Genomic DNA, 20,614 nt, shown 5'->3' with positions numbered 1-20,614 from the left:
TCATGATCAAATCCGACCAGTGGATCCGGCAGCGCTGCCTTGAGGACCGGATGATCGAACCCTTCGTGGAGCGTCTCGACGGGGGGGGGAAGGTCTCCTACGGGCTCTCCTCCTACGGCTACGACATCCGGGTCGCCGACGAGTTCAAGATCTTCACCAACGCGCTGGCCGGCTGCATCGACCCCAAGGCCTTCGACCCCCGGTCCTTCGTGGACTTCAGGGGCGAGCACTGCATCGTGCCGCCGAATTCCTTCGCGCTGGCCCGCACGGTGGAGTACTTCCGCATCCCCCGCAACGTCCTGGCGGTCTGCCTCGGCAAGAGCACCTACGCCCGCTGCGGCATCATCGTCAACGTCACCCCGCTGGAGCCCGAGTGGGAGGGCATCCTCACCATCGAGATCAGCAACACGACGCCCATCCCGGCCAAGATCTACGCCAACGAGGGCATCGCCCAGCTCCTCTTCTTCGAGAGCGACCAGGTCTGCCAGACCAGCTACAAGGACCGCAAGGGCAAGTACCAGAGCCAGACCGGCGTCGTCCTGCCCCGCATCCTCCAGAAGAACCCCTGATGCTCCGGGCGTCCCTAGAAGCCATCCAGAAACCCCGCTGCGCCTGCAAACGCGGCTTTCGGCCTCCGGCGTCGTTGCTCGGACCGCCGCGTACCTCCAGTACGCTGCGGTCCTCTTGCCTAGCCGGAGGCGCGAAATCCACGTTTTCGCGTATCAACGGGGTTTCTGGATGGCTTCTAGTCGGCCTCTTCCTCTTCCCGCTGCTCGCGGGGACGCTGCGCGCCCAGCTCCCGCTCATGGACCGGTCGGCGGCGCTCCAGGAGATGAAGCGCCGCCGGGTGGTGCCGCAGGACCAGGAGGACTTCTCGGCCGACGACTTCACGCTCCTCTCGCGCGTGCGCGAGGCGCAGGCGCTGGGAGCTTTCGGGCTTCTGCGCGCGCGCATGGGGACGCTCAAGGGTTACGCGCTGGAGTCCCGCACGGGCTCCAGCGAGCTGGACGTCTGGCTGACCGTCGAGGGCTATCGGAAATACCTCTTCCTCCGCTCGCAGGACGCCCGCAAGTACTTCGAGACGCACGGCGCGGAGGCCAAGGAGGTCTTCCGCCTGCGCAGCCTGTCGGGCCGGGACCTCTTCGACTCCCGGGGGATGCTGACGCAGGAAGGCGACGAACTCTTCAACCGCATCCATCGCAGCCTCCCGGCTTTCTGGCGCTACCGCGACGGACGTACGGGCGGAAACACCCGCCCCACCGCCGAGCGCACCGCGGCCCTCACCGGCGCTCCAAGGATCCCTCCGGCCCCGAGCGGAGCCGGGGGGAAGAAGCCGTTGAAGCCCGCGGCCGAGGACGCCGAGGCCGCCAAGCGGGCGGGGATGCTCAAGAGCACCGGCTACGTGGAGATCGAGGAGGGCGAGGAGCAGTTCCTTATAAAGACCACGAAGCTGTCGGAAGCGGACCTCGAGAAAGAGAGCTCGCTGCAGGTCGTCCGCGGCAAGACCGTGGTCTACTACCTCATGTCGCCCTCCGACCCCTTCTTCGCCTTGGTCGCCCGCTACCGCTCCGGCGATAAAAGCGGGAATCTCCAAGGCACCCCGACTTTTAAATAGGTGCCTGCTACCACACTTTTACACTTTTAAAGGACTCAGTCGTAAAAGTGTAAAAGTGTGGTAGCAGGCACCTCTTGATATTGAGGGGGGCTTCGCGGGCATTCGACGAGAAATAAGCATTGTTCCGACGGGGGGGACTTTGCTATACTCACAGGGCTATGCATACAGAGACGACGATCACGACCCCGAAGCAAGCCCAAGCGGGACGCCGCTGGGTGCACATCGACGCCGAGGGCAAGGTCCTCGGACGCCTGGCCTCTCAGGCCGCGAACCTTTTGCGCGGGAAGCACAAGCGCTACTTCACGCCGGCCGTCGACTGCGGCGACTTCGTCCTCGTCACCAACGCGGCGAAGGTGAAGCTCACGGGCAACAAGCTCGAGCAGAAGACCTACTTCAGCCACTCCGGCTACGCCGGCGGCGCGAAGATCATGCCCATGAAGCTCCAGATGGAACGCGATCCCCGCCGGGTCGTCTATCTCGCCGTCAAGCGCATGCTGCCGGTCAATCGCCTGCGCGGACAGCAGATGACCCGCCTCAAGATCTACCCCGGGGCCGCGCACCCCCACGCCGCTCAGCTCGCGCCCGAGGTTAAAAAGTGACCGATTCCTCCTCCATCCTCGCGACCGGCCGGCGGAAGACCTCCGTCGCGCAGGTCCGCCTCATCCCCAACGGTCAGGGCAAGGTCCTCGTCAACGCCAAGCCCATCGGCGAGTACTTCCGCGGCTACGACCGCCAGATCCGCACGGTGCAGCTCCCGCTCGAGAAGGCCGAGCAGAAGGGCTACGACGTCACGGTGAAGGTGGTCGGCGGCGGGCTCACCGGCCAGGCGGAAGCGATCCGCCACGGCCTCGCCCGCGCGCTCGCGCGCGTCGACGAGAAGTTCAAGAAGATCATGCGCAAGGAAGGGTACCTCACCCGCGACCCGCGCATGGTCGAGCGCAAGAAGCCCGGCCAGCCGAAGGCCCGCAAGCGCTTCCAGTACTCCAAGCGCTGATCCGGAGTCCTCTGTGGCCCGGGAACGCATAAAAGTCCGCGGTCTCCTGCGGATCCCGGCGGTCCTGCTCGCCTGCTGGGGCTTCCCCGTGGCGTTGAAGGCCCTCTACGACCTGTTCGTCGGCGAGCCCGAGGCCAACCTCTACGCCCCGCAGCCCTGGGCGTTCGTGACGCGCGAGCAGTGGCTGCGCTACGGAGGCTTCGAGCTCGCCTACGGGCTCGCCTGCCTCGGCCTGGCCTGGTACCTCTGGAGCATTTCCCGCTTCCTCCCCGAGACGATGGAGCGGGAGACTCCGGCGGCCTAGTGCGCGTCGGCTGCTGCGGCTTCCCCGTCGCCCGCGCCTCGTACTACCGGCGCTTCGACGCCGTCGAGCTCGTCTCCCCGTTCTACGACCTGCCCCGCATCGAGACCGCGCGGGCCTGGCGGGCCGAGGCTCCCGAAGGCTTCGACTTCTCGCTGAAGGCCCCCCTGCTCATCACCCACCCGGCCTCGAACCCGTCCTATGAGCGCCGCCGCGGCAAGCTTCCCGGCCGTCCCGGGCGCTTCGGCCATTTCCAGGACAGCGACGAGGTCCGCGCCGCCTTCGCGGCGACCCAGGAACTCGTCGAGGTCCTCGGCGCGCGCTTCCTGCTCTTCCAGACCCCGCCGAGCTTCCACCCCGGCGCCGAGAGCTTGCGCGCCCTCTGCCGCTTCTTCAAGGGGGCCCCGCGCGGACGGGCGTCGTTCGTCTGGGAGCCCCACGGGGGGTGGGAGCCCTCCGTCGTCGAGCGCGTCTGTGCGGACCTCGACCTCCTGCGCGTCTGCGACCCCCTGCGCGATGAGCCGCCGCGGCGCGGTTCGGCCCTCTACTGCCGCGTCCACGGGGCCCTCGACGCCGCGACGCACGCGCGGGCGCACGAGTTCGGCGACCCGGACCTTGCGCTCCTGCGCGAGCGCTGTCCGGCCCGGACCTGGCTCTTCTTCGGCAACCGCGCCTCCTTCCGCGACGCCGGCCGCTTCAAGAAGCTCATGGGCATCCTCTGATGTGCGGCTTCGCGGGGCAGTTCCGCCTCGACGGGAAGCTTCCCGAGGCCGAGCGCGTCGAGGCCGCGGCGGAGCGCCTCGCGCACCGCGGGCCCGACGACGCCGCCGCCTTCCGCGACGAGCGCGCCGCGCTCTCTTTCCGGCGGCTCTCCATCCTCGACCTCGCGAACGGCCGCCAGCCGATGTCGAGCGCGGACGGCCGGTTCACCCTGGTCTTCAACGGCGAGATCTACAACCACCCGGTCCTCAAGGAGGAGCTCGAGGCCCGCGGCGTGCGCTACCGCACGCGCTCCGATGCGGAGACGGTGCTCCACCTCTTCGCGCTGCACGGGGAGGAGGCCTTCCGGCGTCTGGAGGGGATGTTCGCGGTCGCGGTCTACGACGCCCACAAGCGCGCGCTGACCCTCGCGCGCGACCCGATCGGGGTCAAGCCGCTCTACTACCACTTCGACGGAGGGACCCTCGCCTTCGCCTCCGAGCTGCGCGCTCTCGCCGCTCTCCTGCCCCACGAGCGCATCGACCCCGCGGCGGCGACCGACTACCTCTGCTACGGCCTCGTCCACGCGCCGCGCACCATCCTGGAGGCGGCCCTCAAGCTGCCGCCGGGTCACTGGCTGCGACTCGACGCCCAGGGGCTGCGCGTCGAGAAGTACTGGGAGCTCCCCTCGCGCCACGCCGGGCGCCATCCGCGGCGCGAGGTCGGCTTCGCCGAGGCCCTCGCGGAGACCGAGCGCCTCCTCATCGCCTCGGTCCGCGAGCAGCTCCTCAGCGACGTCCCCGTCGGCGCCTTTCTGAGCGGGGGAGTGGACTCCTCGCTGATCGCCGCCTTGATGACGCGGGCGACCCGCGCCAAGGTCGAGACCTTCAACATCGGCTTCTCGGGCGCGCGCGCGGGTCTCGACGAATCCGCCCACGCACGCGCGGTCGCCCGTTATCTCGGCACGGAGCACCATGAGCTGGTCCTGCCGGCCGCCGTGCTCGACGACGTCGCCGGCCTCGCCGAGTGCCTCGATGAACCGGTCGCCGACTCGGCCATCCTGCCCACCTATCTGCTCGCGAAATACGCCCGCAAGCGGGTCAAGGTCGTGCTCACCGGGGAGGGCGCCGACGAGCTCTTCGGCGGCTACAACCGCTACAAGGCCGCCTGGCTTTCGGAGGCCGTCGCGGCGATGCCGGCCTGGGGCCGCCGCCCGGCCGCGGCGCTGGCGCGCGGTTTCGGGCGCGGGCGCCTCTTCGAGGGCATCCCCTACGCCGACCTCGCCTCCTGGGGACGCAGCAGCGCGCACGGGGACCCCGAGCAGTACGCGATCGTGCTGAAGCCCGAGTTCCGCGCCGCCTCCCATCGGATCGACGCGCTCGAGTGGCTCAAGGACTACGACGAGCCGCACACGCTCGCCGGCGCCCAGGGCTTCGACCTGCGCACGGTGCTCTGCGACGCCCTGCTCATGAAGGCCGACAAGGCCACGATGCGGGCCTCGCTGGAGGCGCGCGTGCCCTTCCTCGACCGGCGCCTCGTCGAGTACGCGCTCGGCCTGCCGGGCTCGGTGAAGATGAGGCGCCTGAAGGGGAAGTACCTGCTGCGCCGCATCGCCGCCAAGTACCTGCCGCGTCCCATCGCCTTCCGGCGCAAGCACGGCTTCGTCGTCCCCTGGGAGGAGTGGGTCCGCTCGCCGAAGAACTCCTTCCTCGAGGACCTCCTCGCCGACCGCGGCTTCGAGGGCCTGGGGGTCTTCGACGTACCCCGCCTGCGCGCGATGCTCGCCCACCTGCGCGCCGGCTCGCGCGAGATCGATACCGGCCTGCTCTACCGCATCGCCGTCCTCGGGCTGTGGTGGCGCGGACTGCGGAGCCTGCCGCATCCCGCCGTCAAGAACTGAGTCCCCCGCCGTCCTTCGCCACAATTTGTAGAATGGCGGCGATGCTCTCTTCCCGTTCCCGGCGCGCGGGATCCTGCCCTCCGCTCCTCGCGGAGGTCCGGCGCCTGCAGTCGCGGCTGCGCCGCTTCGAGGACTTCGCCCTCGTCCCCTCGTCCCCCGCGCCCGCCGCGGAGCCGGCCGGACCGGACCCCGACGCGGCGTTCTCCGCGCTCAAGTGGCCGCCCGCGGACCTCCGGCTCGCCCGCGCCTGCGCGCGCTCCCTCGAGGAGTCGGGGAAGGCCCTGGGCGAGGCCGCCGCCGAGGCGCGCCTTTTCGGCACCCCCGTCGACGCCTTCATCCGTCAGGCGGCCTCCGTCCTGCGCGAGGGAGGCCGCGAGCTCGAGGCGGCCGCGCGCGAGCTCGGCCGTGCGCCGGACCCCCGTGCCGGCGCCCTGGTGCAGGCGCGCAAGGCTTTTCTCTACGTCGAAGGCCTCACCCGCAAGGGGCTGGCCGAACAGCTCCAGGGGCCGAGCGTCGTGCGCATGCTCAAGACCCGCGAACTCTACCGCCGCCTCTCCGACGCCGCCGCGCATGGCGTCGAGGCGACGGACCGGCTCGCCGAACTCCTCGTGAGGAACCCATGAACCGAAGAACGACGCTCCTCTCCCTCGCCGCCGCCCTGCTGCTCGCGCTCCCGATCGCCGGCGTCTGCGCCGGGGAGTCCCTGCGCATCCAGGTCTTCCACACCAACGACATCCACGGCTGGATCATGGCCCGGCCGGCGACCTACAACAAGGAGGACCCCAGCCGCATGGTCGGCGGCGCGGCGGTCGCCTCCAACGCGATCAAGAAGCTCTCCGAGCCGGGCGTCCCCCGCCTCCTCCTCGACGTCGGCGACTGGTTCCAGGGCACGCCCGAGGGCAACTTCACGCAGGGGCGCTCGCTGGCGGAGTACTTCAACCTGCTCGGCTACGACGCGCTCACGGTCGGCAACCACGAGTACGACTACGGCGAGGAGAACCTCAAGAGCCTCATCGGCTCGATCAACGCCCCGGTCCTCGGCGCGAACGTCCTCACCGCCGCGACGAACGAACGGGTCCCCTACCTCAAGCCGTGGATCATCAAGGACGTGGGCGGCGTGAAGGTCGGCATGTTCGCGCTGATCACCACCGGCATGAGCACCCTGGTCTTCCCCAAGAACTTCCCCGGCCGCGCCGCCGGCGACGAGATCGAGTGGGCGCGCAAGACCGTCTCCGAGCTCAAGGCCGCGGGCGCCGAGGTCGTCATCCTCCTCTCCCACGTGGGCTACGCCGACCTCGACAAGACCCAGTTCAAGGACGACAAGGCCATCGCGACCGCGGTGCCCGGCATCGACCTCATCGTGGGCGGGCACTCGCACACCCTGCTCAAGGAGCCCTGGCGCGAGCCGAAGAACGGGACGCTCGTCGTTCAGACCGGCTCCAGCCTCAACCGCCTCGGCAAGGTCGTCCTGGAGATCGACCCCAAGACGCACAAGATCCTCCGCTCCGAGGACAAGGTCTACGACCTCTGGGTCGACCAGTACGGCGAGGACCCCGCGGTCCTCAAGCTCGTCGAGAAGTATCGCAAGGAGGTCGGCAGCGCCCTCGACGTCGTCATCGGGAGCTCGACGGTCATGCTGCGCCGCGAGCGCTACGAGGAATCCTCCCTCGGCGACTGGATGTGCGACTGCACCCGCAAGTACACGAAGACGCAGATCGCCTTCCAGAACTCGGGCGGCATCCGCGCCGACCTCACCGCCGGACCGGTGACGATGCGGACCGTGTTCTCCATCATGCCCTTCGACAACACGCTGGTGACCCTGACCATGACGGGGGCCCAGCTGCGCGAGGCGCTCGAGCATTCCGTCGACGGGGACCGCGGCATCCTGCAGGTCGCGGGCCTCACCATGCGCTACGAAGCGGCGGCGCCGAGGGGGAAGAAGCTGCGCGAGGTCCTCGTGGGCGGGAAGCCGCTCCAGGACGCCGAGAGCTACTCGGTGACGGCGGCGGACTTCGTCGTGGGCGGCGGCGACGGCTACGCGTCCTTCCAGAGGGGGGCCGACCCGGCCTACACGCCGGTGCTCGTGCGGGACATGCTGGAGTGGTGCGTGCGCAACTACTCCCCGCTGGCCATGCCGACCGACGGACGCATCCAGAAACTCTGAAATCGGCTGGAAATTTAATAGGATAGGCGCCGGTACATGGAAATCGTCAAGGTCGCCAAGGAAAAAGTCGACAAGACCGTCACCTTCTTCAAGAAGGTGCTCGGCATGATGATGGTCTGGGGGCTCATCTACAGCCTCGTGACCATCGGCGGGCTCAAGGTGGCGTTCGACTACGACGACACCCTGGTCTTCTCGACACCCTCGTATACCAAGGCCTTCAAGAGCGGGACGGTGCCTTTCTCCCCGGCCTTCTGGGAGATCGTCAACAACAGCTACGACATCGAGAGCCGCAAGATCCTGACCAACTCCGCGGCGTGGATCCTGCGCGTCTTCGGCTTCCGCATCACCATCCTCGCCGACCGGCCCTCTTACGGGGGGCAGGCCTTGCGCAAAGAGTGGCGCCACTTGGCCTCGAACTTCGTCTTCGCGGGAGAGCGCGAGGGCGTGCGCGCGGCCACACTGGGCAGCGCGACCTATGTGCTCTATTTCACCGACCGGGATTCCTCCATCACCGCCGGCCGCAAGGCCAAGGTCCTGGCCCTCCGCATCCGCCGCAGCCCCAAGTCGAGCTACAAGGAAGACTACCACCCCGCGACGATGCAGGAACTCGTCGTCCCTTTCTCCGAGTATTGACCGTACGCGTGAATCATCAAAGAGCGCCCGCTTACGCGGGCGCTCTTATTTATCCATCGGATGGGCCTAATATGAAACATCAGGGGGCAGTCCCCCTGACGTGAAACATGAAATGTGTGGGGGCACCCCCCTGATGACTAAACGTTATATGGCAGGCACGATAATGGGCGCTTGACCTGCGTCCTATTGAGGTATAATAAAAACAGGCCGGGAGTCCCGATTGTGGACAATTAGGCCACAGATACCATGAATAAGAACCGCCGCCCGCTCATCGCCGGAAACTGGAAGATGAACCTCGACCTCAAGGGCTCGCTCGCCCTGGTCCAAGGCCTGCTCTCCTCGCTGCCCAAGCCCTATGAGGGCCCCGAGATCCTGGTCGCCCCGCCGTTCACCGCGCTGACCAGCGTCGGCTCCGCCCTGAAGGGCGGACCGATCGCGCTCGGCGGGCAGAACCTCCACTGGGAGGAGAAGGGCGCGTTCACCGGCGAGATCGCCCCGAACCAGCTCAAGGACGCGGGCTGCACGCACGTCATCATCGGTCACTCCGAGCGCCGCCAGTATTTCGGGGAGACCGACGAGACGGTCAACAAGCGCATCCGCGCGGCGCTGAAGGCGGGCCTCGTCCCGGTGTTCTGCATCGGCGAGACGCTCGCGGAGCGCGAATCGCAGAAGACCTACCGGGTGCTCGAGACCCAGCTGAGCGGCGGCCTCAAGGGCCTCGCCGCGGTCGAGCTCGCCGCGCTCGTCATCGCTTACGAGCCGGTCTGGGCCATCGGCACCGGCAAGACCGCCACGCCGGCCCAGGCCCAGGACGCCCACCTCTTCATCCGCAAGACCGTCGCCCGCCTGCTCGGGCAGGGCTTCGCGGACGCGGTCCGCGTCCTCTACGGCGGCTCGGTGACGGCCGAGAACGTGGACGCCCTCATGTCCGAGCCCGACCTCGACGGCGCGCTCGTCGGCGGTGCGAGCCTCAAGGTCGAGGCCTTCTCCCGCATCATCAAGTTCCAGACGCCGGTGGGACGCTAGATTGGCGACCCGGTGCTCCGACCGGGGAATTATGCGTGTTTTGGAGGCCCGAGCCTGATGCGGATTCAAGGAGCGACGACCGAAGATAGCGTGGTCTATCTGAGGGAGGAGCGACGCGGAATGCGCGCGGGGGCGGGCCTCCCCGTCCAGAATAGTTTCGCTGCCGTAGGCAGCGAAACTTCTTGGAAAGGGGCCGGGCGCTTTCGGGCTGCGACCGCGTCATTCGTCGCTCAGATGCCTCGAGGCATCCTCGCTCCTCTCTCCTTGTCTCGCCTGGACGAAATCGCCCGGACAAAACATGCATAATTCCCCGGTCGGAGCACTTGCCCGGGACATCGCGAAGGACGTCCTCGAGCGCATCGAGCGCTCGAAGACGGCCGTCCCGGTCGGGATCTCGAACAAGCACGTCCACCTCAGCGCCGAGCACTGGGACCTTCTCTTCGGCCGCGACAGGAAGCCGACGGAGATGCGGCGCCTGCGTCAGCCCGGCTACTTCGCCTGTCATGAGACCGTGGACGTCGAGGGGCCCAAAGGCCGCTTGAACGGCCTGCGCCTCATCGCCCCGCACCGCCCCAAGACCCAGGTCGAGCTCTCGCGCGGCGATGCGCTGGCCCTCGGCCTCAAGCCGCCGGTCGCCGGCTCGGGGAAGCTCGAGGGCGCGGCGCCCGTGAAGGTGCACGGGCCGAAGGGCTCGGTCGAGGTGCAGGAGGGGCTCATCATCCCGATGCGCCACCTCCACCTCAGTCCCGACGAAGGAAGAGTTTTGAACCTGAAGACCGGGGACATCGTGCGCATGCGCGCCGGCATCGGCGGGCCGCGCGAACTGGTCTTCGAGCAGGTGCTGGTCCGCGTCTCGCCGGAGTTCGCGCTCGAGCTCCACGTCGACAGCGACGAGGCGAACGCGGCGTGGCTCAAGAACGGGGACTTCGTCCACATCACATAAGAGAACGGGGGAACACATGGAAGCTCTGGGAATGATCGAGACGCGCGGCCTGGTGGCCTGCGTCGAAGCGGCGGACGCGGCGGTGAAGGCCGCCAACGTGCACATCGTCGGCTACGAGAAGGTCGGCACCGGCCTCGTGACCGTCCTCTTCCGCGGCGAAGTCGCGGCGTGCCGCGCCAGCTGCGACGCCGGCGGCGCCGCCGCCCAGAAGGTCGGCGAGCTCGTCGCGGTGCACGTCATCCCGCAGCCGCACCCGGACCTCGAGGGGAAGATGCCCATCTCCCTGCCCGAGACGCTCGCCCGCGGACGCAAGTAAGCGGCGGCATCGACGCCGATGCTGTTCGCCCGCGTCGTCGGGACCATCGTCTCCACCCAGAAGGAGGAGAAGCTCGTCGGTCGGAAGCTGCTCCTCGTCCGATCGGCCGACCCGCAGGGCGCGGTCCAAGGCGCCCCGCTGGTCGCCGTGGACGCGGTCGGCGCCGGCGAAGGCGAGCTGGTGCTCATCGTCCAGGGCTCCTCGGCGCGGCAGACCGCCCGCACCGAGGGCGCGCCGGTGGACGCCACGATCGTCGCGATCGTGGACACCGTCGAGCTGGGCGGAAAGCGCGTGTTCTTCAAGAAGGACGACGCGCAAGGCTGACGCCGGGAGGCCGCTCCCATGAACAACGACGACATCACGCGCATCGTCGCGGAAGTGCTCCGCCAGGTCGAATCGGCCGAGGGTCCGCTCCAGCTCGCTTCCGGCCGCCGTCCGGCCGGAAGCGAGGGGGGCTTCGTCTTCTCTAGCATCGACGACGCCTTCCGCGCGGCGGAGGGCGCCCAGGAGGAGTTCCAGGCCATGGGCCTGGAGGCGCGGCGGAAGATCATCCGCGCGATGCGCTCGGCCGGGGTGCAGAACGCCGAGCCCCTCGCGAAGATGGCGCGCGAGGAGACGGGGATGGGGCGCTGGCCCGACAAGGTCCAGAAGAACCTCGTCTGCTCGCTCAAGACCCCCGGCGTCGAGGACCTGCGCGCGCAGGCCTACACCGGCGACAAGGGACTCACCTTGGTCGAGTACGCGCCCTTCGGCGTCATCGCCGCCATCACGCCCTCGACGAACCCCTGCGCCACGGTCATCAACAACGCCATCTCGGCGCTCGCCGGCGGCAACGCGGTCATCTTCTCTCCGCATCCGGCGTCGGTCAAGTGCAGCCGCGAGACGATGCGGCTTTTGAACGACGCCATCGTCTCGGCCGGCGGCCCGCGCAACCTCCTCGTCACCGTCGACCCGCCCTCGCAGGAGACGACGAAGGCCCTGCTCACCCACCCGGGCCCGCGCGTCAACCTCGTCACCGGCGGCCCCGCCATCGTGAAGGTGGCGCTCACCGCCGGGAAGGTCTGCAAGACCATCGCCGCCGGACCCGGCAACCCGCCGGCCATCGTGGACGAGACCGCGCTGCTGCCCCGGGCCGCCGAGGACATCATCACCGGCGCCTCCTTCGACAACGGCGTGCTCTGCACCGCCGAGAAGGAGGTCATCACGACCCGGGCCGCGCACGGGCGCTTCCTCGAGGCCATGCGCCGCGACCCGCGCGCCTTCGAGCTCTCGCCCTCGCAGATCGACGCGGTGACGAAGCTCGTCATCGTCGAGGGCGGCAGGGGCTGCAAGGACCCCAAGCTCAACCGCGACTTCGTCGGCAAGGACGCCGCCGTCATCGCGAAGGGCGCCGGCATCTCGGTGCCCGAGGGCGTGCGCCTGCTCTGGGCCGACGTCCCCAACGACCATCCTTTCGTGTGGACCGAGCAGCTCATGCCGGTGCTGCCGGTGACCTCGGCCGCGGACATCGACGCGGCCATCGAGCTCGGCTACCACGCCGAGGGCTACAACCGCCACACCTCGAGCATGCACTCGATGGACGTCGCGAACCTCACGAAGATGGGCCGGCGGATGGCCTGCTCCATCTTCGTCAAGAACGCCCCGACCTTCTACGGCCTGGGCATGGGCGAGGGCTACGCGACGATGTCCATCGGCACCCCGACGGGCGACGGCCTGACCAAGGCGACGCACTTCGTGCGCCCGCTGCACTGCAGCCTCGTGGGATACTTCAGAATCGCATGATAATGAGACGGCTTTTCGGAGGGCTGGCGCTCATCGTGCTCGCAGCGGGATTCTTCTCCTGTCGCAAGACGGAGCCGCCCGCTGACAATCGCCCCGTCGCTCCGGACCTTCCTTTGCCGAAGAAGCGCGCAGAGCGCCCGGGGATGTCGGAGAAGGATAGGAAGCTGCTCGCGGCGTTGAACGCCACCCATGAACAGAGTCTCTTCGAGTGGCGCATGGAGCGCAACGACCGACATGAGCTCGTTCGTCCAGCTCCGCCGGGCTTCACGCTCGAGCCGGTTTCCAGGAAGATCAAGCTGACCTTGATTCCGCAGGCGACTCAGTTGCGCAAGGGGGAGCGCTTCACCTATCGACTGGAACTCCAGAACGTGGGACGCGAGGCACTCTCTGTCTGGGATGGATCGAAGTCGCTTTTTAAGACTGGCGAACCGATCGATGAGCATTTCAGGTTTTATTTGAGCGGCCCTGACGGAGAGCTGGTGCTGCAGTCGGAAGAGAAAGCCATCGCGAGCGGGGGCTACTCGACGGAGTTCCGCCTCCCCGATGAACGGCAGTTGACGTCGGAACAGCGCAGCTTGCGGGTTCGGGATCTCAACGCCTATTCCGAACGCATTGATCAACTTCGCGTCACCTTGTTGCCAGGTGAAACGCTTTATTCTAGAGCGCCGAAGAAGGTAGACCCCGTGGAAGATTTTTACAGAACCCTGGGGGGGAAGATTCCGCCGAAGCCGGCCATCCCGGGTTTTCATGCGTTGCAGACGTCCTATCAGTTCACCAGGCCGGGAACCTATCGGCTGAGGGTCGTTTATGACGATCTTCCTCCTGTACGGAAGTCGAGTCCGATGGGTTCAGAATTCGATCGGCATACTCGGGAGTTGGATGACGTGCTCCGTCAATATGCGCTGGGACGTTTTGAATCGCAAGACGTCGTTTTTGAGGTCGTTCCGTGATTGTGGGGTTGTTGTTGATGGTTTTGTGGAACCCAGTGCATGCCGCTGCGACGGATCGGCCATGTTCAAATGCATGGGGGGTTTCCTATCCGTGTTCTGCGACTGAAGAAATGAAGGCGGAAATATTGGATTTGATATCCCAAGGGGAGGATCGGCGCAAACAAGCCATCGGATTTCTCGATGCCGAGAAAAAAGCTCGTGCAAGAGCCGAGTCAGATGATAGCCCCAAGGCTCTCGAGGCATGGGGTCTGGCTAAGCGGATGCTCGACGAGGCGAACGCAGAGCGAGATAGCGCATTTTCGCGAGCGATAGCCCTGTCCCTGAAATACTATAGCGTCCAGATTCGAGGAGGCACAATCCAGAACGGGCCGTTTGCCGGACAACAAGCAAAAGAACGCATCTCCGTCCTCCCAGATGGGATTCGATATCGAGAAGTTACGGCTGAGGATGGGACGAAACACTACCTGGGTTTCTCTCCCAAGGTTCGGGAGGGGCAGATTCAGGCGGGCGGGGTATGGGAAGATGGTCTCATAATGATTCGTGAAGGTTTATTCTCCAAGGTGTTGAAGAGCGGGAACCCTGGGGTTCTTGCCTCGACGCTCTATCATGAGTCCATTCACCAGCAGCGCTTGACGTTGACTGGCTGGGAATCGTTGCCTCAGATCGAGCATGAAGCCTATTCCGATGAGACGTACCATGTGGATGCTTTTGAGCTCAGCAAATATGATCGTGGAATTCTGCGCGAGAATGTGAGCTACTGGAATCATCGACGCTTGGCGTGTAAGTTGCTTCCGTGCAGCTACCCTTTCCCCACTCCGGAGCAAGAGGAGGGAAATCGCAAGGGTTTCGAGGAGCAAGAGGGGCCGCTTCGGGAAATTCGTGATAAGCAGAAATCCTTAAGCGCGAAGTTGGAGAAGGAAAGCCAGGACAGAGAGAACAAAGAAAACGTGCGGCGGGATCGGGAAGCGGCCAATCAGAAATATCTCGAAGAACAGAGGCAGCGCGTCGTGGAGGGGGTTCTTCGGTCGCAGGAGGAGGCGGCCCGCAAGAGACAGGCTGGCAGTGGGTGGGATGCGTTCTTCAAGGCAATGGAGGCATTCCGGGAGATGGCTAAGACGTTGTGTGGGGATCCTCGCGCTGAAGGTGATTTCTCTTTCGCGCTTGAGAAAGCGAATTTTTATGGTAAGACCTACTACGACGGGATTATGAGCCAGTTGTCGCAGAACAATCACAACGACCCGATCGAGCGTTGCGTCGATGATACGCTCAATCATGTTTTCAAGTCCTTCTCTCCGACGGGCTCCATGACGCTGGGCATAGAGGATTTCCGCGCTGCTGCGCGCCTGTTTCTCCCGCCGCAGTCAGGGACATCGTCGAATAACACGGTGGATGGAGAAGGCTCCGGGAACGAACGACAAGGACCGGGCTACAACCCCTGCATCGAACCCGGCAATACCTGCTTGAAGAGATAAAGAGAGGAACGACATGCAAGCGAACATCGCCGTCGGACTCCTGGAGACCTCCTCCATCGCGCTGGGCGTCGAGGCCTGCGACGTCATGGTGAAGATGGCCTCCGTGGACCTGGTGAAGACGAACATCATCGGCAAAGGCAAGCAGACCATCCTCATCCAGGGCCCCGTCGGCGAGGTCGAGTCCTCGCTGCGCGCCGGCGTCGAGACCCTGGGGACGTCGCTCGTGCACCAGTTCATCATCCGCAACGTCCACCAGGGCGTGCTCGATGCGCTCGAGGGACGCCGCGCCGTCCAGAAGCTCGAGGCGCTCGGCGTCATCGAGACGAAGGACGCCGTGGCCTGCGTGCAGGCCGCCGACGCCGCCGCGAAGGCCGCGAAGGTCCACCTCATCGACGTGAAGCTCGTCGTCGGCGGGGGGAAGGGCTACGTCACGATGACCGGCGAGGTCGCCGCGGTGCGCACCGCCGTCGGCGCCGGGATCTCGGCCGTGCCGAAGGAGATGCTCGTCGGGCACACGGTCATCGCGCAGGCCGACCCCCAGCTCCTGGCGCAGTTCGGGAAGTAAGATGAAGCTTGTCATCGGCTCCGACCACGGCGGCTTCGAGGCGAAAGGCCGCCTCCTCAAGTTCATGCAGGGCCTGGGGCACGAGGTCGTCGACTTCGGCTGCTACAGCCCCGACGCCGTGGACTACCCCGACATCGCCCAGCTCGTCGGCGAGGCGGTCGCGCGCGGCGAGTTCGAGCAAGGCTTCCTGCTCGACGGCTTCGGCGGCGCGGTGTGCATGGCGGCCAACAAGGTCCGCGGCGTGCGCGCCGTCTGCGCCTACGACCTCGTCAGTGCCCGCTTCGCGGCCGCCCACGACGACGCCAACGTGCTCTGCCTCGGCGGCAAGACGCACGGGGAGCTCATGCTGCAGGAGATCCTCAAGACCTTCTTCTCGACGCCCTTCGAGGGCAGCCGCCACGAGCGGCGCCTCGCGAAGGTCGCCGCCATCGAGGCGAAGCACCTCGGAGGCCGCGTTTGAAGTTCGCCCGCGTCGTCGGCCGCGTCTTCTGCACCTGCCAGTACCCGACGCTGGACGGCAAGAAACTGCTGCTCATCCAGCCGCGGGACTGGGAGACGGGGGCGGACAAGGGCGACCCGCTCGTCGCCTGCGAGTGCGTCGGGGCCGGCGCGAGCGAGGACGTCGTCTGGGTGGCCTCGCGCGAGGCCGCGGTGGCCTTCCCCGACCTGCCGCCCATCGACGCCGCCGTCGTCGGCATCGTCGAGGGCCGTCACGTGCGCGATTTCCGCAAAGAGGCGAGGCGCTGATGTTCGTCGCCGAGGTCGTGGGCAACGTGTGGGGCACGAGCCGGCATCCTTCGCTCAAGGACCGCCGTCTCCTGCTCGTGCGGCCCATCGACCCCATGACCGACGAACCGACCGGCGAAGTGACGATGGCTTTGGACGGAGGCGTGGGCGCGGGACCCGGCAGCGTCGTGCTCGTCGTCGACGAGGGCGGCTCGGCCCGGAGCATCCTGGGCGACCCCGGAGCGCCGGTGCGCACGGTCGTCTGCGGCATCGTGGACGCGGCGTGCGTCAACGGCGTGGAGAGGAAACTATGACTGAACAAGAGATCCGTGTCGTCGTCGAGGCCGTCATCCGCGTCCTCGCGGAGCGGGGCTACCTGAAAGGCGGCTCCGGCGCGGGGAGCTCCTGCGGCTGCCCGAACCCCGGCGCTTCCGCCGCCCCCGTCCGCGCCACCACCGTCGGCACCGCCGGCAAGGTGTTCGGCGGCAAGGAGTGGCAGCCCTACAAGGGCGCGCCCCTCAAGGACGACGACGGACACACCCACGGTCCCGAGTGCCCGCACTGCCGCGCGCTCGAAGCCGCCGCGCCCGAGCTCAAGACCCTCGGCGCCGACCGCGTCGCGGCCTGCGACCCGACGAAGACCTGCCTCGCCGTGGCCTCGATGGTGGATCACACCCTGCTCAAGCCCAACGCGACGCAGAACGAGGTCGCCGTCCTCTGTCAGGAGGCGCGGGAGAACTCCTTCGCCTCGGTCTGCGTGAACCCGAGCTACGTCCCGCTCTGCGCGCAGCTGCTGCGCGGCTCGACGGTCAAGGTCTGCACCGTCATCGGCTTCCCGCTCGGCTCCACGACGCCGACCGTGAAGGCGATCGAGGCGCGCGACGCCATCGCCAACGGCGCCGATGAGATCGACATGGTCATCAACGTCGGGGCGCTCAAGTCGGGCAACGACGCCTACGTCCGCGACGACATCCGCGCGGTGCGCGAGGCGACCCGGGGGAAGATCCTCAAGGTCATCCTCGAGACGACGATGCTCACCGACGACGAGAAGGTCCGCGCCTGCCGCATGTCCAAGGAGGTCGGCGCCGACTTCGTGAAGACCTCGACCGGCTTCGGCGGCGGCGGCGCCACCGTGTCGGACGTGAAGCTCATGCGCGAGACCGTGGGGCCGCTCATGGGCGTGAAGGCCTCGGGCGGCATCCGCGACTGCGCCACCGCGCAGGCGATGGTGAAGGCCGGCGCGACGCGCCTGGGAACCTCCGCGAGCGTCGCCATCGTCACGGACGCGAAGCCGCAGGGCGGCAAGGGCTACTGATGGCCGACGAGAAGAAGGTCCGCCTCGTCGAGGACATGCAGTGCGGGGCCTGCGGCGCCATCGTGCACCGCGGCGAGAACCCGCCGAAGTACTGCGCGTCCTGCGGGGCCGGCTTCGACCGCTACTGCATCCGCTGCCACAAGAAGGTCGAGATGTTCTTCGAGGAATGGTGGGCCGACGACGAGGAGTGCGTGCGCACCTACTCGCCCGCCCGCCGCTGTCCCTGGTGCAACGCCGGCCTGGAGGTCGGCGAGCGTCAGGAATCGCGCGATTCGAACTACGACCACTGAGAGGGACTGAAAATGGCTGAGACCAAGGACGCGCTGGGGATGGTGGAGACCAAGGGCTTCATCGGCATGATCGAGGCCACCGACGCCATGGCCAAGACGGCCAAGGTGGAGATGATCGGCTACGAGCGGGTCGGCTCCGGGCTGGTGACCACGCTCTGCCGCGGAGAGGTCGGCGCGGTGCGCGCGGCGGTCGAGGCGGGCGCGGCGGCGGCCCAGAAGGTCGGGGAGCTCGTCGGCGTCCACATCATCCCGCGGCCGCACGGCGACCTCGAGAAGTACCTCTCGAAGATCGCCATCAAGGCCTGAGCGGGGCCGGAAAGGACCCGCCGGGATGTTCACCCGCGACGACCTCATCGACGCCGTCCTGCGACGCGTGCGGGCCGCGCCCGGACGGCGTCCGGATGCGGCACTCCCCGCGGGCATGCGGGTCCCACAGGCGCCCGCGCGCGTACGGGAGGGGGAGCCCGCCGGTCCCGGGAAGGGCCGCGGTCTGCCTCCCGTGCCCGGACGCCGTTTCCTGACGGAGCGGGAGCTCAAAAACGCGTTGACGCCGGGGTCGCGGGAGATTACAATACCGAAAGGCGCCATCGTCAGCCCCCTCGCTATGGAATGGCTGGTGCTGAAGGGGATCGAGGTGCGCCAAGGCTAGAACGGCCGCCTTGCTTCGCCCACGAGAACCCGGGCCGCAGGTGCGGCCCGGGTTCTTTCACGTATACGCTGGATTTCTAGAGGTCCCATGGACATCGCCGCGCTGCTGAAGCTGATGGTGGAGAAGGGCATCTCCGACGTCCACTTCAAGGCGGACGCCTCGCCCGCCGTGCGCGTCCATGGACAGCTCGTGGCGGCGGCCAACATCCAGAAGCTCTCGGCCGAGGACATCGGGAAGATCTCGACGCAGCTCCTCACCCCGGCGCAGGCCAAGGAGTTCGAGAAGCTCGACGAACTCGACTTCGCCTACAGCCTCCCGGGCGTCTCGCGCTTCCGCATCAACCTCTTCCGCCAGCGCGGCTCCCTCGCGCTGAGCCTGCGCGTGGTGCCGCTGAAGGTCCGGACCTTCGCCGAGCTCAACCTCCCGCCCAAGGCCATGGAGCGCTTCGCGTCGGAATCGCGCGGGCTCATCCTCTTCGCGGGCATCACCGGGGCCGGCAAGACCACCTCCCTCAACGCCTTCGTCCATCACCTCAACGAGAGCCGCAGCTGCCGCATCGTCACCGTCGAGGACCCCGTGGAGTTCTTCCACCAGGACCTCAAGGGCTCCATCGTCCAGCGCGAGGTCGGCCGCGACACGCGTTCCTTCGCCGCCGCGCTCAAGCACGTGCTGCGCCAGGACCCCGACGTCGTCGTCATCGGCGAGATGCGCGACCCCGAGACCATCGAGGCCGCGCTCGTCGCCGCCGAGACCGGGCACCTCGTGCTCTCCACGATCCACACCATGGACGCGGCGCAGACCATCGACCGCATCGTCGACAGCGTCCCCGAGCGGCGGGCCGCCCAGGCGCGTCAGCAGCTCTCCTACGCCCTCAAGGGCGTGCTCGCGCAGCGCCTCGTCGGCGCGAAGGACGGTCGCGGCCGCCTGCCGGCCACCGAGGTGCTCGTCTCCAACAACGTCGTGCGCCGCAACATCGCCGAGAACAAGCCCGGAGAGATGCTCAAGGCGATGGAAGCCGGCGACTACTACGGGATGCACACCTTCGACCAGGACCTCCTGCGCCTGCTGGCGGAGGGGAAGCTCGGGGAGGCGGAAGTCCTCGAGAACGCATCGAACCCCGAGGACATGGCCGTCAAGATGAAGGACCGGCAGACTCCCGCATGAGCGAAGAAGGCTCCGACAAGGAGATCGAGGACATCCTCACCGACCTCGACGGCATCCTCAACGGCCTCACCGGGCCGGAGGGGGTCTCCGCGGCCGCCCCGGCGGACCCCGCGGCGCCGGTCGTGGAACCGCCGCCGGGGATGCCGAAGGTCCCGGTCTCGCAGGTGGCGCCCCTCGAGCCCAAGCCCGCGCTCTCGACGCCGCCGATCCGGCCGGCCGCCGTTCAGCCCCCGGCTCCCGCCCCGATCCAGCTGCAGGCGCCGGCGGCCGCACCCACGAAACCCGCGCCGGCTCCTCAGGCTGCGCCGGTCCCCATCGCGAAGCCCCCATCGTCGCCGCAGGCCCTGCCCGCGGCGAAGCTCCCTCCGGCGGCCGCGCCCCCGAAGCCCGCCGCGGCGCTCCCTTCGGCGGGCCCTAGCGCCGAAGGGACGGCGCGAGCGGAGGCCGACAAGCGCGCCGCCGCCGCCAAGCCGCCGTCGTCGCCGCAGGCTCTGCCGACGCCGCGGCCCGTTGCTGCGCCGCAGCCGGCCCCTGCTTCCGTTCCGAAGCCCGCCCCCGCGCCGGCGGCCGCGCCGCCGAAGGTCGCCGCGGCGCTCCCTTCGGCGGGCCCTAGCGCCGAAGGTCCGTCGCGTAAGGAAGACGAACAGCGCGGCGGACACGCCGCGCCCTCGAGCGCGTCAGGGACGGCGCGAGCGGAGGCCGACAAGCGCGCCGCCGCGCCGGCGCCCGTCGCGCCGCCGCAGCCGAAGAGCGCTCCGGAGTCCCTGCTCAAGCCCCCCATCGCTTCCCCTGCGCCGGAGAAGATGTACGGCTCGCCGGAAGAGGCCGGGGGCATCGACCTCGGCCCGCGTCCGGTGGTCCTCGGGCGAAAGCCCGCTCCCGCCGGCAAGCCCGCGCCGAAGAAGCCCCCGCTCCCCTTGTCGCGGCCTCCGCTCGAGCTCGACGCCGCCGCTCAAGCTCCCGCGCCGGCGCCCACCCCCGTCCCTGCGCCGCCGCCGGCTGTCTCGCAAACCGCGCCTGCACCGGCGCCCGCCGCCGCGCCTGCACCGGCGCCCGCCGCCGCGCCTGCACCGGCGCCCGCCGCCGCGCCTGCACCGGCGCCCGCCGCCG

General features: G+C 67.9%; 27 protein-coding genes. All 27 read left to right on the top strand.

All coding sequences use genetic code 11. The annotated features are described in order from the left end of the window. Positions 1–2 precede the first annotated feature (2 nt). Positions 3–569: a dCTP deaminase gene (dcd, locus tag WC969_10615; protein ID MFA6030296.1), complete on the top strand. Its 567-nt coding sequence runs from the start codon at positions 3–5 to the stop codon at positions 567–569. A 236-nt stretch (positions 570–805) separates the two neighbouring features. Next, a complete protein-coding gene (locus WC969_10610; protein ID MFA6030295.1) occupies positions 806–1,615 on the top strand; it encodes a hypothetical protein in 810 nt (269 codons plus the stop codon). Between the two features lie 158 nt (positions 1,616–1,773). After that, positions 1,774–2,214 (top strand): 50S ribosomal protein L13, encoded by a 441-nt coding sequence (gene rplM, locus WC969_10605; protein MFA6030294.1) that lies wholly within the window; start codon positions 1,774–1,776, stop codon positions 2,212–2,214. Continuing rightward, a complete protein-coding gene (gene rpsI / locus WC969_10600) occupies positions 2,211–2,609 on the top strand; it encodes a 30S ribosomal protein S9 (GenBank protein MFA6030293.1) in 399 nt (132 codons plus the stop codon). Before rplM ends, rpsI begins: the two co-directional genes overlap by 4 nt. A 13-nt stretch (positions 2,610–2,622) precedes the next feature. Next, positions 2,623–2,913 carry a hypothetical protein gene (locus WC969_10595; protein MFA6030292.1) on the top strand — a complete coding sequence of 97 codons (291 nt, stop codon included), beginning with the start codon at positions 2,623–2,625 and terminating at the stop codon, positions 2,911–2,913. Then, on the top strand, positions 2,913–3,632 hold the full coding sequence (locus WC969_10590; protein MFA6030291.1) for a DUF72 domain-containing protein: 720 nt from the start codon (positions 2,913–2,915) through the stop codon (positions 3,630–3,632). Before WC969_10595 ends, WC969_10590 begins: the two co-directional genes overlap by 1 nt. Beyond that, positions 3,632–5,509 carry an asparagine synthase (glutamine-hydrolyzing) gene (gene asnB, locus WC969_10585; GenBank protein MFA6030290.1) on the top strand — a complete coding sequence of 626 codons (1,878 nt, stop codon included), beginning with the start codon at positions 3,632–3,634 and terminating at the stop codon, positions 5,507–5,509. The genes WC969_10590 and asnB overlap by 1 nt, the downstream gene beginning before the upstream one ends. Positions 5,510–5,550: 41 nt before the next feature. After that, positions 5,551–6,132 (top strand): hypothetical protein, encoded by a 582-nt coding sequence (locus WC969_10580; protein ID MFA6030289.1) that lies wholly within the window; start codon positions 5,551–5,553, stop codon positions 6,130–6,132. Next, entirely contained in the window at positions 6,129–7,673 is a 1,545-nt protein-coding gene (locus tag WC969_10575; GenBank protein ID MFA6030288.1) for a bifunctional UDP-sugar hydrolase/5'-nucleotidase, read from the top strand. The genes WC969_10580 and WC969_10575 overlap by 4 nt, the downstream gene beginning before the upstream one ends. A 36-nt stretch (positions 7,674–7,709) precedes the next feature. Beyond that, on the top strand, positions 7,710–8,306 hold the full coding sequence (locus WC969_10570; GenBank protein MFA6030287.1) for a hypothetical protein: 597 nt from the start codon (positions 7,710–7,712) through the stop codon (positions 8,304–8,306). A 246-nt stretch (positions 8,307–8,552) separates the two neighbouring features. Further along, positions 8,553–9,332: a triose-phosphate isomerase gene (gene tpiA / locus WC969_10565; GenBank protein MFA6030286.1), complete on the top strand. Its 780-nt coding sequence runs from the start codon at positions 8,553–8,555 to the stop codon at positions 9,330–9,332. Between the two features lie 298 nt (positions 9,333–9,630). Then, complete coding sequence (gene pduL, locus WC969_10560; protein MFA6030285.1) at positions 9,631–10,275, top strand: phosphate propanoyltransferase; 645 nt, start codon at positions 9,631–9,633, stop codon at positions 10,273–10,275. A 16-nt stretch (positions 10,276–10,291) separates the two neighbouring features. Beyond that, on the top strand, positions 10,292–10,591 hold the full coding sequence (locus tag WC969_10555; GenBank protein ID MFA6030284.1) for a BMC domain-containing protein: 300 nt from the start codon (positions 10,292–10,294) through the stop codon (positions 10,589–10,591). 18 nt (positions 10,592–10,609) lie between these two features. After that, positions 10,610–10,915, top strand: coding sequence for a EutN/CcmL family microcompartment protein (locus WC969_10550; protein ID MFA6030283.1), 306 nt, complete (start codon positions 10,610–10,612; stop codon positions 10,913–10,915). Between the two features lie 18 nt (positions 10,916–10,933). Continuing rightward, positions 10,934–12,373, top strand: coding sequence for an aldehyde dehydrogenase family protein (locus WC969_10545; protein ID MFA6030282.1), 1,440 nt, complete (start codon positions 10,934–10,936; stop codon positions 12,371–12,373). A 2-nt stretch (positions 12,374–12,375) separates the two neighbouring features. Next, a complete protein-coding gene (locus WC969_10540; GenBank protein MFA6030281.1) occupies positions 12,376–13,323 on the top strand; it encodes a hypothetical protein in 948 nt (315 codons plus the stop codon). Positions 13,324–13,433: 110 nt separating this feature from the next. Continuing rightward, entirely contained in the window at positions 13,434–14,795 is a 1,362-nt protein-coding gene (locus WC969_10535; GenBank protein MFA6030280.1) for a hypothetical protein, read from the top strand. Positions 14,796–14,808: 13 nt separating this feature from the next. After that, positions 14,809–15,360, top strand: coding sequence for a BMC domain-containing protein (locus tag WC969_10530; GenBank protein MFA6030279.1), 552 nt, complete (start codon positions 14,809–14,811; stop codon positions 15,358–15,360). A 1-nt stretch (position 15,361) separates the two neighbouring features. Then, positions 15,362–15,820, top strand: a complete 459-nt coding sequence (locus WC969_10525; GenBank protein ID MFA6030278.1) for an RpiB/LacA/LacB family sugar-phosphate isomerase — start codon at positions 15,362–15,364, stop codon at positions 15,818–15,820. Then, positions 15,817–16,107, top strand: coding sequence for a EutN/CcmL family microcompartment protein (locus WC969_10520; protein ID MFA6030277.1), 291 nt, complete (start codon positions 15,817–15,819; stop codon positions 16,105–16,107). Before WC969_10525 ends, WC969_10520 begins: the two co-directional genes overlap by 4 nt. Then, positions 16,107–16,400 carry a EutN/CcmL family microcompartment protein gene (locus WC969_10515; GenBank protein ID MFA6030276.1) on the top strand — a complete coding sequence of 98 codons (294 nt, stop codon included), beginning with the start codon at positions 16,107–16,109 and terminating at the stop codon, positions 16,398–16,400. Before WC969_10520 ends, WC969_10515 begins: the two co-directional genes overlap by 1 nt. A 347-nt stretch (positions 16,401–16,747) precedes the next feature. Continuing rightward, a complete protein-coding gene (gene deoC / locus WC969_10510) occupies positions 16,748–17,401 on the top strand; it encodes a deoxyribose-phosphate aldolase (protein MFA6030275.1) in 654 nt (217 codons plus the stop codon). Beyond that, on the top strand, positions 17,401–17,691 hold the full coding sequence (locus tag WC969_10505; GenBank protein MFA6030274.1) for a hypothetical protein: 291 nt from the start codon (positions 17,401–17,403) through the stop codon (positions 17,689–17,691). The genes deoC and WC969_10505 overlap by 1 nt, the downstream gene beginning before the upstream one ends. A gap of 12 nt (positions 17,692–17,703) precedes the next feature. Further along, complete coding sequence (locus WC969_10500; protein MFA6030273.1) at positions 17,704–17,997, top strand: BMC domain-containing protein; 294 nt, start codon at positions 17,704–17,706, stop codon at positions 17,995–17,997. 25 nt (positions 17,998–18,022) lie between these two features. After that, a complete protein-coding gene (locus tag WC969_10495) occupies positions 18,023–18,340 on the top strand; it encodes a hypothetical protein (GenBank protein ID MFA6030272.1) in 318 nt (105 codons plus the stop codon). Between the two features lie 87 nt (positions 18,341–18,427). After that, on the top strand, positions 18,428–19,504 hold the full coding sequence (locus tag WC969_10490; protein ID MFA6030271.1) for a PilT/PilU family type 4a pilus ATPase: 1,077 nt from the start codon (positions 18,428–18,430) through the stop codon (positions 19,502–19,504). Further along, positions 19,501–20,614: hypothetical protein (locus tag WC969_10485; GenBank protein ID MFA6030270.1), on the top strand; the 1,114-nt coding region annotated here is incomplete at its 3' end. The genes WC969_10490 and WC969_10485, both read left to right, overlap by 4 nt.

The organism is Elusimicrobiota bacterium, assembly GCA_041660925.1.
In the GTDB taxonomy this organism is placed as follows: Bacteria; Elusimicrobiota; Elusimicrobia; order UBA1565; family UBA1565; genus JBAZUV01.
This window is presented reverse-complemented; position numbering and strand designations above follow the sequence as displayed.

What these genes read in the sequence shown, in the direction of transcription:
- WC969_10530 (MFA6030279.1), top strand. Translation starts at nt 14,809, where the DNA reads ATGCAAGCGAACATCGCCGTCGGACTCCTGGAGACCTCCTCCATCGCG.
- WC969_10515 (MFA6030276.1), top strand. Translation starts at nt 16,107, where the DNA reads ATGTTCGTCGCCGAGGTCGTGGGCAACGTGTGGGGCACGAGCCGGCAT.
- rplM (MFA6030294.1), top strand. Translation starts at nt 1,774, where the DNA reads ATGCATACAGAGACGACGATCACGACCCCGAAGCAAGCCCAAGCGGGA.
- WC969_10540 (MFA6030281.1), top strand. Translation starts at nt 12,376, where the DNA reads ATGAGACGGCTTTTCGGAGGGCTGGCGCTCATCGTGCTCGCAGCGGGA.
- WC969_10575 (MFA6030288.1), top strand. Translation starts at nt 6,129, where the DNA reads ATGAACCGAAGAACGACGCTCCTCTCCCTCGCCGCCGCCCTGCTGCTC.
- WC969_10580 (MFA6030289.1), top strand. Translation starts at nt 5,551, where the DNA reads ATGCTCTCTTCCCGTTCCCGGCGCGCGGGATCCTGCCCTCCGCTCCTC.
- WC969_10495 (MFA6030272.1), top strand. Translation starts at nt 18,023, where the DNA reads ATGTTCACCCGCGACGACCTCATCGACGCCGTCCTGCGACGCGTGCGG.
- tpiA (MFA6030286.1), top strand. Translation starts at nt 8,553, where the DNA reads ATGAATAAGAACCGCCGCCCGCTCATCGCCGGAAACTGGAAGATGAAC.
- WC969_10550 (MFA6030283.1), top strand. Translation starts at nt 10,610, where the DNA reads ATGCTGTTCGCCCGCGTCGTCGGGACCATCGTCTCCACCCAGAAGGAG.
- WC969_10555 (MFA6030284.1), top strand. Translation starts at nt 10,292, where the DNA reads ATGGAAGCTCTGGGAATGATCGAGACGCGCGGCCTGGTGGCCTGCGTC.
- WC969_10570 (MFA6030287.1), top strand. Translation starts at nt 7,710, where the DNA reads ATGGAAATCGTCAAGGTCGCCAAGGAAAAAGTCGACAAGACCGTCACC.
- dcd (MFA6030296.1), top strand. Translation starts at nt 3, where the DNA reads ATGATCAAATCCGACCAGTGGATCCGGCAGCGCTGCCTTGAGGACCGG.
- WC969_10610 (MFA6030295.1), top strand. Translation starts at nt 806, where the DNA reads ATGGACCGGTCGGCGGCGCTCCAGGAGATGAAGCGCCGCCGGGTGGTG.
- asnB (MFA6030290.1), top strand. Translation starts at nt 3,632, where the DNA reads ATGTGCGGCTTCGCGGGGCAGTTCCGCCTCGACGGGAAGCTTCCCGAG.
- WC969_10525 (MFA6030278.1), top strand. Translation starts at nt 15,362, where the DNA reads ATGAAGCTTGTCATCGGCTCCGACCACGGCGGCTTCGAGGCGAAAGGC.
- WC969_10490 (MFA6030271.1), top strand. Translation starts at nt 18,428, where the DNA reads ATGGACATCGCCGCGCTGCTGAAGCTGATGGTGGAGAAGGGCATCTCC.
- WC969_10535 (MFA6030280.1), top strand. Translation starts at nt 13,434, where the DNA reads ATGAAGGCGGAAATATTGGATTTGATATCCCAAGGGGAGGATCGGCGC.
- pduL (MFA6030285.1), top strand. Translation starts at nt 9,631, where the DNA reads ATGCATAATTCCCCGGTCGGAGCACTTGCCCGGGACATCGCGAAGGAC.
- WC969_10505 (MFA6030274.1), top strand. Translation starts at nt 17,401, where the DNA reads ATGGCCGACGAGAAGAAGGTCCGCCTCGTCGAGGACATGCAGTGCGGG.
- deoC (MFA6030275.1), top strand. Translation starts at nt 16,748, where the DNA reads ATGGTGGATCACACCCTGCTCAAGCCCAACGCGACGCAGAACGAGGTC.
- WC969_10500 (MFA6030273.1), top strand. Translation starts at nt 17,704, where the DNA reads ATGGCTGAGACCAAGGACGCGCTGGGGATGGTGGAGACCAAGGGCTTC.
- WC969_10545 (MFA6030282.1), top strand. Translation starts at nt 10,934, where the DNA reads ATGAACAACGACGACATCACGCGCATCGTCGCGGAAGTGCTCCGCCAG.